Consider the following 20,152-nt stretch of genomic DNA (forward strand, 5'->3'; position numbering starts at 1 on the left):
TTCACCTTTCACCTTTCACCTTTCACCTTTCACCTTTCACCTTTCACCTTTCACCATCAAGCCCTATCGACAGGAAACGCCAAGACATGCTCGATAGACTCGGCTCCGGCCATCACCATCAATAAACGATCCAAACCGATCGCCATCCCGGAACAATCGGGCAAACCCGATTCGAGCGCCTGTAAGAAGCGCCGATCTTTGTCAACAGGCGGCAGCCCATTGCTGGATCTAAATTCGATTTCCTTATCGAAACGGGCCTCCTGCTCGTCGGCATTACACAGTTCATAAAAACCGTTACCCAATTCCACGCCGTCGATAAAAATCTCGACACGGTCGGTTATTGCGGGATTATCGGCATTCAGGCGCGCAAGCGACGATTGACAGGCCGGAAACCCGTAAACCATGCATAAACGGCCTTCTCCCAGATGAGGCTGCACGCAATGACTGAAAAGAAAATCCAGCCACAGCGCATGATCGTTTTCACAAATCGAAACAGCTTCCGGTAGGCCCGCGCTTTCGGCAAATTCCCGGTAAACGCTGGCCGAAAACATCAGCGGATCAAGACCGGTATAATTTCGAAAGATTTCTTGGTAATGAACGGTATGCGTTTGCTTAAGTGTTCTAAAAGGCTTCGCGACAACCTGTATCAACCGGTCGATTTCCGCCATCAATTGAAATAAATCGAAGCCGACTCGATACCATTCGAGCAAAGTAAATTCGGGATTATGAAAACGGCCGGACTCGCCGTTTCTGAAAGCCTTACAGATTTGGTACATCGAACCATAACCAGCTGCCAGCAATCGCTTCATCGCAAATTCGGGCGAAGTCTGCAAATACAGCATCTGCCTATTCGGATGAAAGCAAAACTCGGTACTGAAAAAGGCTAACTGCGGATCTGTGCCGATGCCGTGACAGAGGAGCGGTGTTTCAACCTCAAGTATATTCGATTCGTCGAAGAACCGGCGAATCGCAGCCAGCATTCGCGCCCGCTGACGCAAATGCTCCAACGAACCGGTCGGTCGCCAATCGCCCGGTGTCACTATTCTTTGACGCGCGAAACATACTCGCTGGTACGAGTATCGACCTTGATCACTTCGCCGGTTTGCACGAATAACGGCACGCGAACGACCGCGCCGGTTTCCAAAACTGCCGGTTTGCCGCCGCCACCGGAAGTATCGCCGCGGACGCCCGGATCGGTTTCGGTAATCGCCAATTCGACAAAATTGGCCGGCACGATCGAAAGAGGAACGTCGTTCCATAGCGTCACGGTACACATATCTTGATCCTTAAGCCAAAGGCCGGCATCTCCGACGGCCTTTTCATCAGCCTGATACTGTTCGAAAGTATCCGGAACCATGAAGTGACGGAATTGACCGTCGTTATAGAGGTATTGCATTTCGATATCGACCACATCGGCGCCTTCTAAAGACTCGCCCGATTTGAACGTTCTTTCGATGACTCGTCCAGTTTTCAGATTTCTGATCTTAACCCGATTGAATGCTTGGCCTTTTCCCGGCTTGACGAATTCGTTTTCGATAATCGCGGCGGGATCGCCGTCCAGCATAACTTTCAATCCGGCTTTAAATTCATTGGTACTAAATGTGGCCATATTTTCCTCACGACTGCCAATTAAGAATAAAGAATTAATTAAAAATAAAAGCTCGCCATTATAATAGACGCCCGAACTGTTAGAAACACGAAATCGCACCCGATGACCAAAAACCCTCCGTTTATCCCGAAAATTCCCTGGCAACAAGAGCTTGCCGAAGCCTTCACGACTATCGATGCGCTGTGCGTGTTCTTGGAACTCGACCCAAAAAACTTACCGATATCGAAACAGGCCGCGAAGCAATTTGCACTGAAAGTGCCGAAAAGCTTTGCAGAAAACATGCATAAAAACGATCCCAACGATCCTTTATTGCTTCAAATCCTACCGGTTCACTATGAAACCCTCGCCAACCCGGGCTTCAACGACGATCCGGTCGGCGATCTCATGGCTACCCGCGAAAACCATATTTTGCACAAATATCAAGGCCGGGTATTGATGATCAATACCGGAACCTGCGCGATCAATTGTCGTTATTGCTTTCGTAGAAATTTTCCGTATGCCGATTACCAACTCGGACGCCAAAAACAAAACCGGGCCATCGAATATATCCGCAATGATACGAGCATAACCGAAGTCATTCTCAGCGGCGGCGACCCGTTGTTATTAAGCGATAGCCGTCTAGCCGAACTCATCGAGCAGCTAAATGCGATCGAACATCTAACCCGCATCCGCATTCATAGCCGCATCCCTATCGTGCTGCCGTCGCGAATCACTGATGAATTAATCAAGACCCTGAATACCGCAAGGCCAAGCGTTACGATCGTCATGCACTGCAATCATGCCAACGAAATAAGTACCGCCGTCGAGACCGCAAGCCGTAAACTCAAGCTTACCGGCATCATGCTTTTCAATCAGGCTGTGTTACTAAAAAACATCAACGACAATGCCGATCAACTCTGCCGGCTCAGCGAAACTTTGTTTCGCAACGGCATCGTGCCTTACTATTTGCATTGCCTCGACAAGGCGACCGGTACCGGGCATTTTGAAGTTTCCGATGAAAGAACTTTGAGCCTATACGAAACCCTGCAAAAAAGACTGCCGGGTTATCTCGTACCGAAATTGGTGCGAGAAATCGCCGGAAGTCCTTATAAACAGCCGCTTACTCCATAACAACATAGATGCATACCTTTTGCACTTCAAATTTCGGTAGTGGCCCAGGAGGGGCCGGATGTCCGATCCCTTGCCTAACGCTAGATGAGGGATCGGCACGGAGCTCACTTAGAGCCTACATGGACGTATTCACCCAGCGCCTAAATTATTCAAGATAGTTAACCATAGCTAATTATAAAAAGAGCAGTTTGAGACTTCACTAAGCCGGTGAAAGTGTTGTAGACCCTTCATGTTTCGAATTGGCTCAGCACGAACGGTCTAAAACACATGCCAACTGTTCTTTTCAGACTAATGGACTAAGGAATTTAGGTGATGGGGGTCACGGCGTCCTTTGACGCCCCCCCTGGTGCCGAATTTTGATCTACGAAGGGTACGTTATCTCAATAAATTATTTACCCGTAAGTCGAATTGCGAACATTTTCTCAACGAAGATAGCTACACCGATTACAATTATTAAAAAAATGACCGAGATCCTTACAATGAAAAAAGCTGAATCATTACCATTTTCACTTGAGACGGAATCGGTTAGCTCATGGTTGAGCCAACTCAGCGAACTCGATGCGATATCATCCGGCATGGAACTTTATGCGGTTTTAAAAATTCTTTACCGCATCGGTATAGGCGACAGCGACCTACTATCAACACTCGATTTATTAAGCCCATCGACCCTTCATGTTTCCGATAAACTTTACTCGTTACTGGTACCTGCAATTGCTGCCGAAGGTTCGGTTAATCCTAAGTCCCGCAAGATTGCAAGACTCGGAAGCCAACTTTTACGGAGCCACTGTCTCGCCTATTGTCATGCCGCAATCGATCAACCCTTAACCCAAGACCGCAAGGCCCACGCCATTTACTCCGGGCTTCAACTGGCCGGTTTAACGATGCGAATGAACACATTGATTTCCGAACGCCAGTCAATGACGCTTTGGCAAAAAACGGCCGAACTCTATCGAATCGCCGTTGAAGAAAAATTATTTCATTCGGCTATTTCAACCAAGTTTCAAGCATTTAAACCGCTTCAATCGATTGTATTGGTGTTGCAACGCAATCTATTATTCGCGTTATTCGAGCCCTACCCTGCCTCACCTGAACGCATCTCCTGGTATTACAATCTCGCCGGAAAATGCGCAGAACTGATCAAAATCGAAAATACTTTTGACTCAACCAACACTTATTTCTGGGACACTTGCGAAAATAAACCGCGAAAGATTCTTCCGAACGATCCGGAAGGAACCGGGCTTGTCTTTGATATCGAAGCCGTCTCACGGCACTTGCTCGAAATTGCTCCGGAAATCGAAGCTCATGACGGTTATTTTTTTAAGCTAAGACAAAAACTAAACGGACATCAGGAAATACTCGACTCCATCATGCTATCAAAACCGAAGGCGCATTACTTTGCAATCGGCTTGACCGCGATAAGCGCAAGCTTAAAGCGTCTGGAACGAATCTTTAAAATCAACCGCATAAGCGGTCAACCCGCCCCCGCTGCATCGATTCGCGACTTGGAACTCGCACCTTTGGATAGCGACTTTAAGTCGGCAAGCCCTCAACACATGAATTTATCGCAACGACCGGGCAAAAGTATCGTAACGGACCGGATTCATTTACAGCAGGCTAAAATTCCAAACTATTATTTGGGTCAAGCGAAACAAGACGGCATCGCTACCGGCCAACCGATAATCATCTATAACGAACAAACCAAACCGAAACTCGGCATCATTCGCGAATCGCTCAGCAACACATCGCCCTCTCAGCAGGTGCTCATTGAAACAATTCCCGGCGAGCCGAAATCCATTTCAATTCAGAGACTGTCGAATCACTTCGAGGCCATCACGATCGAAGTACCGAACAAGGATAGCTCCGCCTTTTTACCGCCCGGCAAATATTCAACCGGCGATCAACTCATACGCTCCGATCGGCCCGAAAGCCGATATTTTCTGAAAAAACTCATCGAAGAAAACGACCATTTCATGCATTACCGGATCGTTTCCGATTATTGACCCCGTGCGGCACATGAGCCGCGGCAACATGCCGAGCAGCCGATTCGCAATGACCTTGTTGATCGTCGAAAAAGATATCCGCACCGAAAGCATCCAAGAAAGGGCCTTTCGGCATGCCGCCTAAAAATAAAGCCTCATCGATTCTGACCCCCCAAAGTCTAAGCGTCCTAACCACCCGTTCGTGAGCCGGCGCGCCGCGCGCGGTTACTAAAGCCGTACGAATCGGCACGGCATCCGGGTCGAACTGAGCCTGAATACGATGCAATGTACTCAAAAACTCCTTGAAAGGACCTCCAGGCAGTGGATTTTTAGCTTGGCTGCACTCGTTTTCGGTAAATGCGCTTAGACCGCGCTCTTGATAGATACGCTCGGAATCGTCCGAAAACAAGACCGAATCGCCGTCGAATGCGATACGCAATTGATCATGAGACTTTTTCAGCGAAGAACCCGACAATATCGTCGCGGCCGCATAACCCGCCGCCAAGGCGTTAGCGACATCGACCGCATTCGACGAAAGGAACAAATGCGCGCCGAATGCCCGAATATATTCGTAAGGTGAAACACCGCTGGTAAACGCCGCGCGGGAAATATCGAGTTTATGATGCGCGATCGAATTAAAAATTCTAAGACCGGTATCGGCACTGTTGTGAGACAACAAGATCACTTCGACAATCGGGCCGCTTTTGCTGATGGCGTTCAACGCCAGAAACTTCTTCACCAGTTCATAACCGAAACCGGGCTCCAGTATTTCATCCTCATGCTCGATCTGGTAACGGCAAAAAGCCTCCTTGCCTTCCTTCTCGAAGATACGGTGCGACTCGTCCAAGTTAAACAAAGCCCGGGATGAAACAGCAACAACCAGCTTTTGATGCGTGATCTCGATCGGCGCCGTCATATCATCGGCACTTGGTAACGAACATGAAATAAATTCGATAACTGTTGGAAGGGGGGTCGGCGGCTCGATTGACAGGGTCGGTGGCAGGGAAAGCCGCCGTCAAGCCTACATCGAAGTATTCACGGCTTCCTGTCAAGCGAGTCACCGAACCGCCACAATGCGTAATGCTGGTAGAAGTTATTTTGTACATATTCCTTATTTTTTACTGGTATTGAAGGTATACGACCGAACAATGCCGTTATTGTCAAAGCGAATGACCAAATCCTCTGTTTCGGCCGGTCCGAATAAGGAATATTTATATTTTCCGTACGTCCAAGTGTGACGACCGTCTTCCATGCCCATCCGCCATGGCTGACCAAACATTTCCCGTACTTGATTTTGAGTCGTCTCGCCGATTTTTAGATCCATCACCCGCGATGCGGCAAAATCCTTACCGACCGTAGCGCAACCGGAAAGCCCCGCGACACCTATCGAACCGGCAAACAATATAAGACTTAAATTCAAAGCCCGTAAAGAAGGTAAACTAACATTTTTCATAGCAATTGATCCTATTCGATTAAATTTTCTGATGAAAACAGCATGGAAAAGCCATTATTCGGCATAATTCCACCGCGTAAGTCGTATTTAAATATTGAGCCATATTAACTGTTTACAAGGCTTTTATAAATTTTATTTACTCAAGTCCTAAGGATTTCATGAAAAATAACTTCCTGGAGCTATGAGTTTTGTAGCGGGTTACCGAACCTGCTTACCGTGCATTAAAAATAGGGAAGTTATTTACGACCGAATCCTAAAAAACCGCGACCAAAGACCTTGAAACTGCGTTCTCTCATAAGCCGTAATCACACACTCGCCGAAATATCGAGAGAAATCGTCTAAAATGAATTAGGCGTTAAAAAAAAGGTCTGAAACAAATATCAATAAACACCGTGAGCCCAGGCTATGAAATGGTTTACCCTCTTTTGCGCATTCATCTTACCGGGATGTTCCAGCCTACCCGTGGCAATACAAAACGCACCGGTGCCGGACATTCAATATATCGAAACCATCAACCGCATCGACACCTATAAAAATTACCGAGTACGCTGGGGCGGCACGATCATCCAAGTCGATAATGAGGAGAACCTTAGCCGACTACAGATTCTTCATTACCCGTTAGACAGATTCGGAAGACCGCAAACCGACAAAGAAACCGCAGGTCGATTCATCCTGGAAACTCCCGAATTTTACGACCCTGCCGTTTACCGTAAAAATACCCAAATCACAGCCGCCGGCACACTAAAAGGCAGCGATACGCTTAAAATCGGCAATAAATCGCTGACTGTACCCGTCGTCGAAATCCAAACGGTTCATCGTTGGCCCGAACGCACTCAAAGGGATTGCCGCTGCGATTTCGGCGCCGGTTTCGGTTACGGACCTTATCCCTGGGGCTTTTATCCTTACGGGTACTACCGCTATCGTCCTCGTTTTTATTATCCGTGGTATTAATTCCAATTATAGAACACACTCCCGGTCAGCTTTCTCGGCCGCCGCGCGCCCGTTTGCCTCGCTTACTTGTCGGCTGAAATACAAAGCCGCGCCAAATAGTACAATGCAAAACAAGATCGCGCTTTTCAGCCCGACCAAAATCTGCAACAAACCTATTGCCATTAAGCCGAACATGCCGGCCAACTTCATCGATAAACCCCAAAAACCGAAATACTCGGCAGAACGCGATAACGGCGAGAACAAGCCGACTAGAGTTCGAGTCGACGACTGGCAAGACCCTAAACTCAACCCCGCAACACTACCGACGAATAAAAAAACATATTGCGCTTGCCAAGCGACATTGAACTGAGACAGCATCATCTCAGTAAACACAGGAGTCAAATAAATCATCGCAATGGCCGATATCCACAATATCAACGTCAGCCGATAAGTAAACAACGCACCCAACTTATCTTGTATGAAACCAAAAGCCACCGCCCCTAAGGCTGCGGTAATCTGCACAATAATGAACATCCAAGTTCTGACCTCTTCGTCCCAACCGATAATTTGCGCACCATAGATGAATGCATACGTAATGATGATATATATACCGCTCATCGCGAAAAAAATCGACACCAACATTACCGCTAGGTCGCGGTGATCCTTGATATGTTCAACCGTATTTCGCACACGGCCGATACCGATACGAAAATATCCTGTTCCAGGCGGCAATGGACAAGGCACGCCACGCTCCTTGACCCATAAAAAAGTCGGAATCGCCGCGACTAAGAAAAATGCCGCCGCCCAGGGGCCCACCCAACGAATACTTTCAAAATTTTCAGCGCTAACTTCACCCAGCACGAGCAATACAAATATCGCCGAAACCATCCCGCCGACATAACCGAGCGCCCAACCGAAACCGGAAATTTTGCCTAAATCGTCCGGCGGGCCGAGATCGGGTAAAAATGCCGCAATAAATGCTTCGCCGATCGAATAGGCAAAATTAGAAATAATCAATAATAATACGCCCAACCACGCCAAACCCGGCTCGACAAAATAAAGCGCTGCCGTACTGAACACCGTCAATAGATAACTACCGAATAAAAAACGTTTCTTATTGGCTGTGTAATCCATAACTGCGCCGGCTATGGGCGAAAAAATGACGACACCCAAATAACCGATTGCCAACGAAAGACTCCAAAGTAGATTACCCAGCCGATAATCGGGCGCATCACCGACGATCACTCGCGTAAATAAATCGCCGAAGACGACCGTTACAATGAGCAAGGTATACGCCTGGTTTGCAAAATCGAACATCGCCCAACCGAATATTTCTTTATTCGACGCTCTAACACGTGGATTCATTGCCTTATTCCTGACTTGAATTGACTGATTTGGGATATTCTTTGCGATTCCCGTAAAAACGACATTATAGACTCGGAAAATAAATTGATTTGTAAGTATTCATCGATACTTCATAAAATATTTATTCACCATGAAGAACATGAAGAAAATGAAGAGAAAGACAATAATATCAAAAATTTAATCCTTAATATTGCCTCATGCTTTTCATGGTTATTTCATAATATTGAATACTTTCACAGCCTCTCCGGCTAGAGAAACCCTGAACGCTCTTGCAGTAATTATTCACATCCCCCCTATCGTTCCCACGCTCCAGCGTGGGAACGAAGACCGAGACGCTCTAGCGTCTCGTACCGCTGGAGCGGTACTCAGGCATTCCCACGCAGAGCGCTCATCGTTATACATAAGCCAAAAAATTACCCTTTTGCAAGCTTAGCCAATGAGACCTCAATACCATTTATTGTCACTTAACACTCGCGGACCACCTAGCGCTAGGCGATCCGCGTAGGGTACGCTGAGCGTACCATGGTAACCCCGCAATGTTCATGTGCCAACCGAGCCGCCAGGGCACGGTTTTGGTACGCGCAGCGTACCCTACAATTTATGTATAACGATGAGCGCAGAGCATGGGAACGATAATTGCCGGAGGACTGAAAAGTTACCTCTTGCATGCCGGTTTCGAGAAGCTCGTCAACAAAACCTTTTTCGACAACGATGGTCGAAACGAAACACTAACTCCAAAAATCTTACTTTGCGAGTCCGAAACCGTAACAACATATTCGGGTAAATAATGATGAATAAAATTCGAATTAGCCAAACAGTTCCACTATTGCCAGTATCCGATTGGGTACAGGGAAACCCTATTGATTTAACACAGCAACACGGGCGAGTCGTACTTATCGAAGTCTTTCAACTCAATTGTCCCGGCTGCTTCCTTTATGGCTTGCCCCAGGCAATAGAAATGCATCGAAAATACTCCGATAAGGGCCTGACGGTCATCGGCATATCAACGGCTTTCGAAGATTTCGATAGAAACACGCTGGACAACTTAAAGCTTTTGGTTGATCAACAACAGGTCATCGGGCATACCTATCGTGTATTGGCCGAACATGATTTGCTGGATGACGGCAAGCTTTCCTATCGGATCCCATTTCCATTGGCCATGGACCGCTTGATCGAACGCAGGGCAAACTTCACCGACGAAGAAATTACCGAGTTCATAAATTCGCGTATTCCCGATTTCGAGCAACAAAGCGATCTGCAACGCGAGCAAATCCGGCAAAATGTAGCCTTTTACCTTGAAGGCCTTAAATACCGTGCCGAAACCTTCGAACTTTTCGATCTGCAAGGCACGCCGTCCAGCATTCTAATCGACAAAGAAGGCCGGTTGGCCGAATGCTTGTTCGGACATGATCCTGAACTGGAATTTAGAATTCAAAAGCTGCTTGAAGCATAAATACAGTAATGATGTTTTTTGCCATTAGGTTGGCAAAGAATTAACTGATTAGCAAGTTTCTTCAGCTAAAGCCCAAAGATCAGCATATCCCCTAGCAGGACGGGGTTCGTAAGCCATGCGCGTCAAGCTAAAAACGACCAACCCGCATCACGCTCTTTCCCAAGGTCCGGCTTGGGAAACACGCCCCGGAAGCTCCTGCTTCCAGTGACCGAAACAACCGCAATCAACCCCGACTCGCTCGTTCAATCTTCCTTGATCGTCGGGAAGCTAGAGCTTCCTGAACAGCTTACCCAAGCTGGAGCTTGGGTAACAGCATAATCCTCCTTTTTTAAAGGGGGAGGCCAAGTTGTCAACTTGTTTTGGATGCAAGGTCTGAACAATTACTTGGCGACTATCGTATTCCATCGGATTGCAATCTTTTCGAAAACCATCTTTTTTTTAGCGCCGCTTGCTCCAATCCTTTATGCATATCCTGACAATATCGGCCTCAGAAATAGATTGATTCAATTTTTAACCGAAATGTCATAAAGGCTCGCTAAAATCCAAACATATATACACACTAGGGGTTAATAATGAGCCGGCCTTCCTTACTTCTGTTGATGCTAGCGTCGTTTCAAGCCCATGCAGTTTCGATCGCTAACATCGGATCGATGAACTGTTCCGGCATTCAAACGGTTTCGTTTTTCAAATCCGTCTCGCTCGGCTGTTCCGGAGATTTCTCTATATCCGACGGGACAATCGAGTCCGATAGTAAAATCTCGATAACTTCCGGCGGTTCTTTATCGATCGATAATGCAACCCTTAGCGCACCGACGATTGAATTAGTAGCCAGTAATATGCTTATTGGTTCCGATGTAGTCTTCGGTGCGCCCGAAGGCTCGATAACATTATCCCAAGGAAGTGATATCGGCAATTCGAGAGATAGTTATAGCAGCATTTCTGTCTCTGCAGGCAGAGGTACCCTTCTAGTGGGTAACACTCCGGGTTCTATCAGTGTAAGCGGTGCGTTGAATTCACCAAATATCGATCCAGTTCAAATTTTGTATCCAATACTTATAGCTCCTCCTGCCCTAGTCCAATTACCGGACGGAATTACTCCTTCAGCCCCAATACCATTACCTGCCGGTATTAGCTTATTTTTCTCTGGCATTCTTTTATTGACGAGTTTACAAAAACGAAACAATCTTGACGCCGATCAAAACAACACGGATTAAGGCAAATCGTTCAGCCACCCGCTGGACTACCTATAGCTCGTTTCTTTTCTAATATTTCTATCGCATACTAAAAAATAGATCGGGCAATAGAACGCAAAATGGCGTTCTTGGGTGCTGGAATGTCTTATCTTCCTTCAGTCTGTTGTTTTTTGCGTGTAGGCGACTCCGATCATCGCGACGAAGGCGTCGCTCCCACAGCGCTTGGAAATCCATTGTGGGAGCGACGCCTTCGTCGCGATTTCGAAGCCCGGAGAGGACGGGTAAGAAGAAAAGGTATCGAAGCCGCGTAGCTTAAATAAACTCCGCAACCGATACAAATTTAAACATCCTCAAGCGCCTTCAAAGTCTGCTGGGCTTCCTCGATACCGATAAATTTGTCGTCTTTGCCTACGGCCCGCTCAAGATGCTCTTTCGCCCGTTTGCTATCGCCTTGTTTGAAATACACCATGCCCAAACGGTATTGAGCGATCGCCGATTCGGGCGCGAGCGCTGTCACTTTCAACAACAACTCTTTCGCCTTTTCGTAACTACCTTGCTTGTAGGCCAACACGGCGACCGTATATAACATATCGGGATGCCCCGTTTTCGCCAGCGGCGCGGCCAATTTGGCCGCACGATCCAATGTTGCGCTATCGTCGCCCAGTTCGGTCAAATAACGGACCCAATTATTCAAAGCCACCGCCGAATTCGGTTGCATACGGTAATTTTCCTCCAATAAGGCAAGCGCTTTATCATGAGCTCCGTCGCGGTGATAAATCGCGACTAAGTCGCCGGTCAAGGTCGTCGATGCGGTTTTCTCGATGCCTTTATTCAGAATTTCAACTGCCTTCGTTTTATGGTTTTGATTGAGATAAATACCGGCCAAATTGCGGTACGGATTTTCCCACTCGGGCTTGATATCGATCGCCTTTTTGAATGCGGCGACCGCATCGTTCGCTTTGCCCGCCGCGGCCAACACGCCGCCCATCAGATTGTAAGCGACAAAATGCTCGGGTTGCCGCTTCACGGCTTCTTGAAGCTTGACCAAAGCGCGGTCCGGCTTTTTCGATTGCAACTGGATATTGACCAATTGCGTCAACGGCTCGATCGCATCGGGTTGTTTGACCAACGCATCGGCAAAGCGCTCGACCGCCTTTTCGGAATTACCTTCGGCTTGGTAAGCCAAACCGGCCAAATAGTACCCCGTCGCTTCATCGGGAAAGGCTTGCTGCACGGCATCCGAGACTCGGCGGGCTTGTTCCCATTGCCGTTGTGACAAATAAATCTTGAACAAAGCCTCCAATCCTTTTTTATGATTGGGATCGGTTTGCAATAACGCGCCGATATGCTGAACGGCCTTACCGGGATTACCGGTAGTAAGCAACAATTCGGCCAATTCAAGCCTCGCATTCTCGTCGGTCGGCTGCAATTGCACGATTTTTTCAAGATTTTCCAACGCCGGCACCGGTTCTTGATTCAGCCGATGGGCGGTGCTCAACAACTTCAATACCACGACATCGTTCGGGCGATCCACCAACACCTCGCGCAAGTCTTTTATCGCATCGGTCAAGCGGCTTTCGGCGAGCGCCAACTCGCCGCGCAAAATCAAGGCATCGCTTTGTTTGGGCTGTTTGTGCAATACGGATTCGAGTAATTCGGCAGCTTGCCTGTTTCGGCCGGTATTGGCGTAGAGCCTTGCCAAGCGATTTTCGGCATTGATGCCCTGAACACCGGAAGGATCAGCCTCGACTATCTCCAATAACGCCTGCTCGGCTTTATCGGTCAGATTTTGCGCCAGATACAAATTAACCAAGCCGAACTTCAAAACAAAGTCGTCGGGATATTCTTCCAATAACGGAATCAGTTCGGCTTCGGCGATTTCCGGCCCCCGCTTTTCGGTCAGGAAATCGAGCAGATTGACAATCGCCTGCCGATTGTCGGGCAAATCGATAACGGCATCGCGCAATACGCTTTCAGCCTTGTCGAGTTGATTGTGCTCGATCAAAAACAAAGCCAAACGCTTACGATGCAGCAAGGGTTTCGGTTCGATTTTAATGATGTCTTCGAGAGTTTTTTCGGCCTTGTCGAAAGCTTGAGTCTTGACGTATAGATTGACCAGCATCAAGCGTAACGAAGTATCGTCGGGATTTTGATCTGCATAACCGCGGACAAACTCGATCGCTTGATCCAGTTTGCCCGATTTGGCCTTGAGCGATGCAAGCAGCAATACGGCAGGAACATCACCCGGCCTTTTCGCGAGTGCGGCTTCCGCCTTGACGATCGCGGCATCACTACTATTTTGCGCGGCCAAAATCCCAGCCTGCAAGACCAAGGCATCTGGACTCTCGGCATCGATAGCCAACGCCTGTTTCATCAATGTCTCGGCCTCTTGGACTTGACCGGCCAACAGATAGATTTGTCCGAGTTTGACGCGAGCCTTCAAATGTTTCGGATCGGCATTGGCGACCTGCCGGTAAAGGTCTGCGGCTTGTTGTACATTGCCCAACTTTACTGAAATCTCGGCCGATTCGAACAAGGCTTCGACTTGATCCGGTTTAAGTTCGAGCGCCTGTTCGAAAGCGGCAAGGGCTTTCTCGTAATCGCCCGCTTGAAAAAATTGCTTACCTTGTTCGAGATATTCGTTCATTTTACGTTCGGTGTCGTCGCAGGCAGTCAAGGCTGCGGAGGAAAGGATGATAAAAAGAATGGAACGGTACTTTCGTGTAAAAGACTTCATGAATATTTGTTTGGTTCTGAAATTCGGGCTGTTCTGACGGGTTTGCCGATTGATGTTTCTTCGCATTTTCCAAGAGCGGAAGCGAGCAGGCGAGGCAATAGGTATAAGTTATCGCTCCTTCCCAAGCTCTAGCTTGGGAAGGCAGAGACCGGAAGCTCTAGCTTCCGGAGACCTGTTCGACCGATTGAACTTCGGGTTCCCACGACCCTCCGTGGGAACCCATGCGTTGGCTGCCGAGGGCAAGATCGGTATGCATTCACAGGCTAGAACGATGGAACGAGGCAACATTAGCTTCTCTTTCACTTTTCTGGTTCCCACGGTCCTCCGTGGGAACGAGGGAATGCCTGCAGTCTTAGCCTATAAGACCTCGATGACTTTTATTGCAACCCACCTTTAACGACTTTCCCTCACCTAGCGTTAGGTGAGGGACGATCTGGGGATCGCTCCCACAGAGCATCCGCCCCCTTGTGGGAGCGACACCTTCGTCGCGGCGATCGAAGCCCCAATCGCTCATGTTCCATAGTCTTGCCGGACAACATGGCAATTTAGCACTCGGTCGCTGCCCTTTTTCTGGTTCCCACGGTCCTCCGTGGGAACCCAGACATTGGCTGCCGAAACAAGATCGGTATGCATTCCCACGGAGGACCGTGGGAACGAGGGATGTTTAGATATCGTTCGATATTTCTTTTAACCGCCTTCCTCAATTTCGTCAGGTTCTTGAGCTTCTTCAGGTTCTGAATCTTGAGCGGATTCCTGCATTTCATCCACGATTTCTGCCTCTTCGTAAACTTCCTCAAGCTCGGTCTTGCGCCTGTACTTTTGCTCTATCAATTTGTCTTCATATTCCTGAATGATGTTTTCGAGTTCGACGCTTTTGAATTGGAAAACCGGCTCGGACTGCACCAATCGCGACCAAAGGCTTTGCCCGCTATAATCTTTGAGCATGCCTCGAGTCGCTTGATACATCTTGATATTTTTATCTTCGCAGGTATCCAGTTCCGAAACGGTAAACTCTTGTAGTTTTTGCAACTCGGCATGTTCCAGGCTCAATTGGTTTTTGGCCTGATTCAAAACCTTATATTTTTCGACAACCTCTACCAATTTCTCATGGGTTTGATCGAGCCGACCGCGAACCGCTTCATTGGTACTTTTTTGCGTGTCCAGCTCGCCGCTCAGCTTTTCTTCACGAGAAACCGCCGCTTCATGCTGCTCTTTCAGCGTTTCGATTTCCGCGGCCAGCGTTTCATTTTCGGATTTCAACGCATCGCGCTCGGCGGTCATTTCTCTGACCATCGCCTGCAGCTTGTTGATAACACGCGCGCTGCCGCCGTCGTCTCGGCGTGCCGCCTGAGCATGAACTTCGGTAACCGTCATTGAAACAACAGCAAGCGCCAGTACGATCGATTTAATTATATCGGCCTTGTTTAACATTGGCTTAGAACTTGGTGTTGATATCGAATTGGAATACGTCGACGGCGAACGGCGGACCCGTAATCGCATCGGCGCTCAACCAGCGGCTAGTCAGCCAGACATTGTTCAAAAATGCATAGTTCGCGCCGAGAATCCAACCTTTCGCGTTCGTGCCGCCGAGATGAAAGTCCGAATCCGTAAACGCATCGAGGACGGCATCCCGCTCGACCCGTTTATAAGCGACAAAAGTACTCCAGTTACCTTTCTTATCGACTCGGAGCCAACCCAAGTCGGCACGGACTTGCCAAGCTGTAGTTTGCTCGTCGACCTCACCCGCACCAAGCACCCTTCTCGCCGCAACCTTGGCGCTATCGAAACCGATATTCTTCGCATAGTCTCCTGAAAATGTCAGATGAACATCGTCGAACAGGGACATATCGTAACGCATATTGACATTGACGATATTGAAATCGGATGCGAGACCTAACATTTGGGGTATTTGAGTAGGAGCCGTTTGCGTCCCTTCATAACAAATCGTAGCCAGGCTATTTCCGCCTTGCATGAACTCGGGCATTGATGCGGTGTTTTCTCGATTATTCAAATCGCAAGTATTCGGCTCTGTCGAGTTCGGTCTAGCAGCAATATTTTTATAATCGTAATAAGCCACGGCAACTTTAAGGCTGTCGTGATTTTTGAATCCCCAGTTCATCCCAAGCTGTCCGCCGAATAACCATTTGTCGTTGTGACTGAACGGTGCTTCCTGCAATGGAAAGGCGCCGGCAGTCGCATAAATCATGCGGGCATCATCGCCGAGTCCGTTGGTCAAACCCAGATTATAGCGGTAGGTCGCGGCAAAACCCTCGAAGGACAAATCGGGATCCCAAACCATCTCGGAGCCACCGGTGAACTCGCCGCCTCCGACGAAGAATGGATTCTTGATTCGTCCTCCCATCAGAGAAAGCCAATTAAAACCAAAACTGTCGACATCGTCGTATTGCAGATAGGCTCGATCGACACTGAATTCATAACGATCGCCGGTTTGTCCCAATGTCTGATTCGTCGATACAGGATCGCGGAAATTGCCGGTCGACAATCGCACTGCCGCCTTTAAACCTTCCGCGATATTGGCTTCGATTCCTAGACGAAAACGTTGGCGAAAACGCTGGTTGTTCGTCTGCGTGTTTTCGAATGCTTCTTGTCTGGCGATAGCGTTAGTCAACCCCCCTAGTTGATTGATCGCCTGGACATTAGGATAACTGGGGCCGGGAGCGGCATTACTATCCGATAAAAACACCGGCTCATACCGCAACCGCATATCCCCCGACAACTTAAACTTCCGCGTCCATTCCGGCAACGCATCAGCCAAGCCCCAGCCTTCTTCCTTGGCCTTGCTGATCACGTCACCAGTCACATCCTCGCGTAGTTCCGCGCGAATCTCGTCGCGAATTTGATCTTTGATGAAATCGGGAATATAGGAAACCCTGACTTCCTCATCATCGGGTTCACCAACCGATGCCGCATTGCTGAGCGCAGCGGCGGTTCTTGCCTGCTCGGCAATTTTTCCGGCTTCGGCTTCGGCCTCTTTGAACATCGTCTCGGCGGTTTCTTCGGTCAAAATTCCTTGTTTAACCAATTGTTTGATTAGGCTTTCGGTCGTGCTGCGCAGTTTTAGCAATTCCTCTTTTTCACCGGCCTGCACCGGCCCTAAAACGCTCAACAACACTAAGGCCGTGACAGCCTTTTTCTGTAACATTTTCTTTCCCATTAACTGAAGTTAAATGCGGTTCGTGATTCGTAATTTGATCGGCTGTTTCATCCCGACCGGCGGAGCTTTATTTATTCGTTTCAACTTCGCGAGCGTCATTTGCAACTTATCGTCAATCCGTGCATCGTTACTGCCGCGCACCAATTCGTATCGCGTGACATTACCTTGTTTATCAACCCAGATACGAACCGTCGCCGTGTAACGCGTTCTGCGTAAATCGTCGACTTCGGAAATGACCACTTGTATTTGATTCTTAACGATATTGCCGTACCAAGCATTGGGATTGCCGCTCAACAAACCGCGCCCGCCTTTCCTAGCAGCCAAACCGAAACCGTCGGAACCGGCGCTGCCGTCGGCATCCAAACCTAGACTATCGGCAGGCGGCGCGTCGTCGACATCCGGAAGATTCTCAGGCTCCGGATCAGGCTCCGGAATCTTTTCCTCAATCTTTTCCGGTTCGGGCGGCTTCTCAATTTTCGGTGGCGGCGGCGGAGGCGGAGGCGGCTTCAACAAGGTAATCGGCTGAATTTTTTTTTGCGGACGCCCGTCGCTTTCCTGCTTGAAATTGCTAATACCGTAAATGATCAATGCAACCAAAATCGCGCCGATAACGCCGCCGATTATTTTCGGCAGATGTACCTTCCAGCTTTTGTGTTTACTCATAACCGCATTATTTGACCAAGTTCTGCGTCACCAGACCGATCTGCGTAATATCGATGCGGCCCAATAAAGCCAATACATCGACAACGTTCTGATATTGCACGGTCGCATCGCCTTTGATGATCACCGGCAATTCCGGATCGGCCGCACGGTACTGTTGCAACAATGACTCCAATTGCTCCAACGTTACCGGGTAGGTATCGAGAAAAATCGTACCGTCGGCCGTGATCGTGATTGCCTTGGTTTTCGGCTTGGCTAGGCTCGGCGTATCGCTGGCTTTCGGCAAATTGACGGTAATGCCCTGCACGGCGGCCGTGGTCATGATAATAAACACGATCAACAGTACATAAGCCAAATCCAACATGGACGTGACATTGATATCGTCGTAACTTTCCAGTTCTTCTTTGTAACGCATAATATATGACTCGTTCGGCTTCGACCGTGCCGCACGCCGCTAAAAAGCTTCACAGAGCACGGTAATTCATGATATGTGGGCTTGTCAGCTGCTATAGCGTTCCGACAACTTGGCCGTGAACTCGTCGACAAAAATATACATATCGGCGGTAATTAATTTGATACGGCTATTCAAATAGTTATAGCCGAACAAACACGGAATCGCGACGACCAGACCGGCAACGGTTGTAGCCAATGCCGCCGCAATACCGGGCGCGATCGCATTGACGTTAACCTCGCCGCTGGCCGCGATTTCACCGAAGGTCGCCATAACCCCGATTACGGTACCGAGCAGACCTAAAAAAGGCCCCCCGGAAATAGAAATTGTCAGTAACACCATCAGACTGTTGAGCTTTTGCGTTTCTCGAATCAAACAAGATTCCATCGCTGCACGAATCGAATCCATGCCTTTTTCGGAGACGACCGCCTCGGCAACATCGGCGCCGACACTCTTGGCAAGACGATTGTGCAGCTCTTCTATACCGACATGATACAGCCGGTAAACGGAAGACCCGGTAAATCGTTCATGCCCGCCGGTCAACGAAGCCAACAATGGCGAGGCATTGACCGCTTCGTCGTCCTCGGTATCTTCGTGGTTCAGTGCTTCCAATTCGGCGGTTTTCAACTTCATGAACTCGTCTTCGAAGCTGCGGTTTTCCTTGTGATTCTTGATCAAGACCAACGCCTTCGCGGCCATTACCAAAAAGCTGATAACTAACATCACCGCCAAGATCCCGATGATAATCCACCCATCGAGCGAGACATGCTGCATCGTCGACAACACATGCGACCCGCCGCCGTCTTCCGATTCCGGCGACAAATCTTCGCCATACACCAATAAAGGCGAAGCCTGACCTTGCATCAAAACATCGAACTTGATCGCTTCTGCCGAACGCGGAGACTTGTAAACACTCAATTGATCGATCGCACCGACCAAACCGCGCGCGCCATAGGCATCGGCGCCAATGGTAATATCGCCGTCCAAATCGGGCACCACTAGCGGAAATGATTCGGCCTCGGCTCCATCCAAATAAATCACTACCTTATCGGCAGTTACAATTGCGGCGAAATGATGCCAACTACCCGGAGTCAACGGCGTAGTAACCGGGAAAGTTTGCAGTTCGCCGGAAGCATCGGCAATCTCTAAGTTCACCGATTGTTCTCTAACAGAAAAAGTCAGGCTTCCTGTCGCGCCGGTTCTTTGAAAGATCACCCCATCTTCATTCGGCTGATCGATTTTCAACCATGTAGACAAAGTCCAACCGGGATCGGGAGCCGTCAGTAAAGACGCGGAAGCCGGTATCCGAACGATTTGCTCCCCTTCAAAAACTCCCGAATGCCCAATCAAGCCGCCTTCTCCTGCCGAGGCAGTCGCTTCGGACGGATTATTCGCATAAGCGGTCATGTCGGCAACGCCATCCTTCGTAAACGGCAGGCTCAAGACTAGATCGACAGGAAAAACACCGGCCGCATCCTGCCCGTCAGGCGCTAGAGGATTACTGTAATACATATACAGGGTAGGCTCCGGGGCCTTTGCAATATCTTTCGGTAACTTGACCCAAATCAATGCCATTTCATTGATTGAGTCCAGTTTTTCTATATAAAACTTCAACGGCGTTTTGTCGTCTCCCGCCATAAAGCGGATATCCTTACCCAAATCCGCTATATCCATAAAATAGGCAAAATTGCCGGTGTGTAAACGAATCAATGCCACGGCATCTTCCGGAACGCTAACTCCCGCCTGCTTGAGATCCAGATCTATTTTTTTCTTGTAACTCCAATCGGCGTTCCACCATGCAGAAGCCATTTGCGGCATCAGCATCAAAAAAAATAACAAAAATCCAAATCGTTTCATTGGTACTCTCGGTGCTTAACTTAAAGCGAAATTATTTCAGGAATTTGTGACATTATTATGACGATTCGAAGACTCTTTAGCGTCTGTTCGGCTATAGGGATAAAACTTTCGCATCCGAACTCCCTTAGCTTGATCCCTTACTTCGGCACAGCAAATTTAGGCACCATGTTTTTTCTCTAA

Annotated in this window: 17 protein-coding genes; 5 read left to right on the forward strand and 12 right to left on the reverse strand. The window is 48.6% G+C overall.

The features are described from left to right. Positions 1-56: 56 nt before the first annotated feature. Both epmA and efp read right to left on the reverse strand, forming a co-directional pair. On the reverse strand, positions 57-1,040 hold the full coding sequence (epmA, locus tag ACRJJO_RS15440) for an EF-P lysine aminoacylase EpmA (protein ID WP_431066568.1): 984 nt from the start codon (positions 1,038-1,040) through the stop codon (positions 57-59). Further along, on the reverse strand, positions 1,040-1,609 hold the full coding sequence (gene efp, locus ACRJJO_RS15445) for an elongation factor P (RefSeq protein WP_014149403.1): 570 nt from the start codon (positions 1,607-1,609) through the stop codon (positions 1,040-1,042). The genes epmA and efp overlap by 1 nt, the downstream gene beginning before the upstream one ends. A 102-nt stretch (positions 1,610-1,711) precedes the next feature. On the opposite strand from efp, the gene epmB reads away from it, so the two are divergent. Both epmB and ACRJJO_RS15455 read left to right on the forward strand, forming a co-directional pair. Beyond that, positions 1,712-2,719 (forward strand): EF-P beta-lysylation protein EpmB, encoded by a 1,008-nt coding sequence (gene epmB / locus ACRJJO_RS15450; protein WP_431066569.1) that lies wholly within the window; start codon positions 1,712-1,714, stop codon positions 2,717-2,719. 479 nt (positions 2,720-3,198) lie between these two features. Then, positions 3,199-4,719 carry a hypothetical protein gene (locus ACRJJO_RS15455; RefSeq protein ID WP_431066570.1) on the forward strand — a complete coding sequence of 507 codons (1,521 nt, stop codon included), beginning with the start codon at positions 3,199-3,201 and terminating at the stop codon, positions 4,717-4,719. Here ACRJJO_RS15455 and ACRJJO_RS15460 read toward each other — a convergent pair. From ACRJJO_RS15460 to bamE, 3 genes are read right to left on the reverse strand one after another with little or no spacing between them, the layout of a single operon-like run. Then, the gene (locus tag ACRJJO_RS15460) at positions 4,688-5,614 is read right to left on the reverse strand and encodes a 5'-nucleotidase (protein ID WP_431066571.1); all 927 of its coding nucleotides are present in this window, start codon (positions 5,612-5,614) and stop codon (positions 4,688-4,690) included. The genes ACRJJO_RS15455 and ACRJJO_RS15460 overlap by 32 nt on opposite strands. A gap of 1 nt (position 5,615) precedes the next feature. Next, positions 5,616-5,804, reverse strand: a complete 189-nt coding sequence (locus ACRJJO_RS15465; RefSeq protein ID WP_431066572.1) for a hypothetical protein — start codon at positions 5,802-5,804, stop codon at positions 5,616-5,618. Positions 5,805-5,809: 5 nt separating this feature from the next. Further along, complete coding sequence (gene bamE / locus ACRJJO_RS15470) at positions 5,810-6,151, reverse strand: outer membrane protein assembly factor BamE domain-containing protein (protein WP_431066573.1); 342 nt, start codon at positions 6,149-6,151, stop codon at positions 5,810-5,812. Between the two features lie 405 nt (positions 6,152-6,556). Here bamE and ACRJJO_RS15475 point away from each other — a divergent pair, with 405 nt between their 5' ends. Next, entirely contained in the window at positions 6,557-7,102 is a 546-nt protein-coding gene (locus ACRJJO_RS15475; protein ID WP_431066574.1) for a Slp family lipoprotein, read from the forward strand. A gap of 6 nt (positions 7,103-7,108) precedes the next feature. Here the strand turns inward: ACRJJO_RS15475 and ACRJJO_RS15480 are convergent, their stop codons facing one another. Beyond that, positions 7,109-8,446 (reverse strand): MFS transporter, encoded by a 1,338-nt coding sequence (locus ACRJJO_RS15480; RefSeq protein WP_431066575.1) that lies wholly within the window; start codon positions 8,444-8,446, stop codon positions 7,109-7,111. 790 nt (positions 8,447-9,236) lie between these two features. Here ACRJJO_RS15480 and ACRJJO_RS15485 point away from each other — a divergent pair. Further along, the gene (locus ACRJJO_RS15485; protein ID WP_431066594.1) at positions 9,237-9,899 is read left to right on the forward strand and encodes a peroxiredoxin family protein; all 663 of its coding nucleotides are present in this window, start codon (positions 9,237-9,239) and stop codon (positions 9,897-9,899) included. Between the two features lie 572 nt (positions 9,900-10,471). After that, a complete protein-coding gene (locus ACRJJO_RS15490) occupies positions 10,472-11,113 on the forward strand; it encodes a hypothetical protein (protein WP_431066576.1) in 642 nt (213 codons plus the stop codon). Positions 11,114-11,432: 319 nt separating this feature from the next. Here ACRJJO_RS15490 and ACRJJO_RS15495 read toward each other — a convergent pair whose 3' ends face one another. The 6 genes from ACRJJO_RS15495 to ACRJJO_RS15520 all read right to left on the reverse strand — a co-directional run bounded on the left by ACRJJO_RS15495 (position 11,433) and on the right by ACRJJO_RS15520 (position 19,972). After that, on the reverse strand, positions 11,433-13,829 hold the full coding sequence (locus tag ACRJJO_RS15495; RefSeq protein WP_431066577.1) for a tetratricopeptide repeat protein: 2,397 nt from the start codon (positions 13,827-13,829) through the stop codon (positions 11,433-11,435). Positions 13,830-14,516: 687 nt separating this feature from the next. Continuing rightward, positions 14,517-15,260 (reverse strand): hypothetical protein, encoded by a 744-nt coding sequence (locus tag ACRJJO_RS15500; protein WP_431066578.1) that lies wholly within the window; start codon positions 15,258-15,260, stop codon positions 14,517-14,519. A gap of 4 nt (positions 15,261-15,264) precedes the next feature. Continuing rightward, the gene (locus tag ACRJJO_RS15505; RefSeq protein WP_431066579.1) at positions 15,265-16,992 is read right to left on the reverse strand and encodes a putative porin; all 1,728 of its coding nucleotides are present in this window, start codon (positions 16,990-16,992) and stop codon (positions 15,265-15,267) included. Between the two features lie 21 nt (positions 16,993-17,013). Next, complete coding sequence (locus ACRJJO_RS15510; protein ID WP_431066580.1) at positions 17,014-17,667, reverse strand: energy transducer TonB family protein; 654 nt, start codon at positions 17,665-17,667, stop codon at positions 17,014-17,016. A gap of 7 nt (positions 17,668-17,674) precedes the next feature. Beyond that, entirely contained in the window at positions 17,675-18,079 is a 405-nt protein-coding gene (locus tag ACRJJO_RS15515; protein ID WP_125220254.1) for an ExbD/TolR family protein, read from the reverse strand. An 84-nt stretch (positions 18,080-18,163) separates the two neighbouring features. Beyond that, positions 18,164-19,972 (reverse strand): DUF2341 domain-containing protein, encoded by a 1,809-nt coding sequence (locus ACRJJO_RS15520; protein ID WP_431066581.1) that lies wholly within the window; start codon positions 19,970-19,972, stop codon positions 18,164-18,166. Between the last annotated feature and the right edge of the window lie 180 nt (positions 19,973-20,152).

Origin of the sequence: Methylotuvimicrobium sp. (assembly GCF_050611805.1) — a bacterium.
GTDB lineage: Bacteria > Pseudomonadota > Gammaproteobacteria > Methylococcales > Methylomonadaceae > Methylotuvimicrobium.

Bases quoted from the DNA above. Each gene is read 5' to 3' on its own strand.
- efp (WP_014149403.1), bottom strand. From the start codon at position 1,609: ATGGCCACATTTAGTACCAATGAATTTAAAGCCGGATTGAAAGTTATG.
- epmB (WP_431066569.1), top strand. From the start codon at position 1,712: ATGACCAAAAACCCTCCGTTTATCCCGAAAATTCCCTGGCAACAAGAG.
- ACRJJO_RS15455 (WP_431066570.1), top strand. From the start codon at position 3,199: ATGAAAAAAGCTGAATCATTACCATTTTCACTTGAGACGGAATCGGTT.
- ACRJJO_RS15460 (WP_431066571.1), bottom strand. From the start codon at position 5,614: ATGACGGCGCCGATCGAGATCACGCATCAAAAGCTGGTTGTTGCTGTT.
- ACRJJO_RS15465 (WP_431066572.1), bottom strand. From the start codon at position 5,804: ATGTACAAAATAACTTCTACCAGCATTACGCATTGTGGCGGTTCGGTG.
- bamE (WP_431066573.1), bottom strand. From the start codon at position 6,151: ATGAAAAATGTTAGTTTACCTTCTTTACGGGCTTTGAATTTAAGTCTT.
- ACRJJO_RS15475 (WP_431066574.1), top strand. From the start codon at position 6,557: ATGAAATGGTTTACCCTCTTTTGCGCATTCATCTTACCGGGATGTTCC.
- ACRJJO_RS15480 (WP_431066575.1), bottom strand. From the start codon at position 8,446: ATGAATCCACGTGTTAGAGCGTCGAATAAAGAAATATTCGGTTGGGCG.
- ACRJJO_RS15485 (WP_431066594.1), top strand. From the start codon at position 9,237: ATGAATAAAATTCGAATTAGCCAAACAGTTCCACTATTGCCAGTATCC.
- ACRJJO_RS15490 (WP_431066576.1), top strand. From the start codon at position 10,472: ATGAGCCGGCCTTCCTTACTTCTGTTGATGCTAGCGTCGTTTCAAGCC.
- ACRJJO_RS15495 (WP_431066577.1), bottom strand. From the start codon at position 13,829: ATGAAGTCTTTTACACGAAAGTACCGTTCCATTCTTTTTATCATCCTT.
- ACRJJO_RS15500 (WP_431066578.1), bottom strand. From the start codon at position 15,260: ATGTTAAACAAGGCCGATATAATTAAATCGATCGTACTGGCGCTTGCT.
- ACRJJO_RS15505 (WP_431066579.1), bottom strand. From the start codon at position 16,992: ATGTTACAGAAAAAGGCTGTCACGGCCTTAGTGTTGTTGAGCGTTTTA.
- ACRJJO_RS15510 (WP_431066580.1), bottom strand. From the start codon at position 17,667: ATGAGTAAACACAAAAGCTGGAAGGTACATCTGCCGAAAATAATCGGC.
- ACRJJO_RS15515 (WP_125220254.1), bottom strand. From the start codon at position 18,079: ATGCGTTACAAAGAAGAACTGGAAAGTTACGACGATATCAATGTCACG.
- ACRJJO_RS15520 (WP_431066581.1), bottom strand. From the start codon at position 19,972: ATGAAACGATTTGGATTTTTGTTATTTTTTTTGATGCTGATGCCGCAA.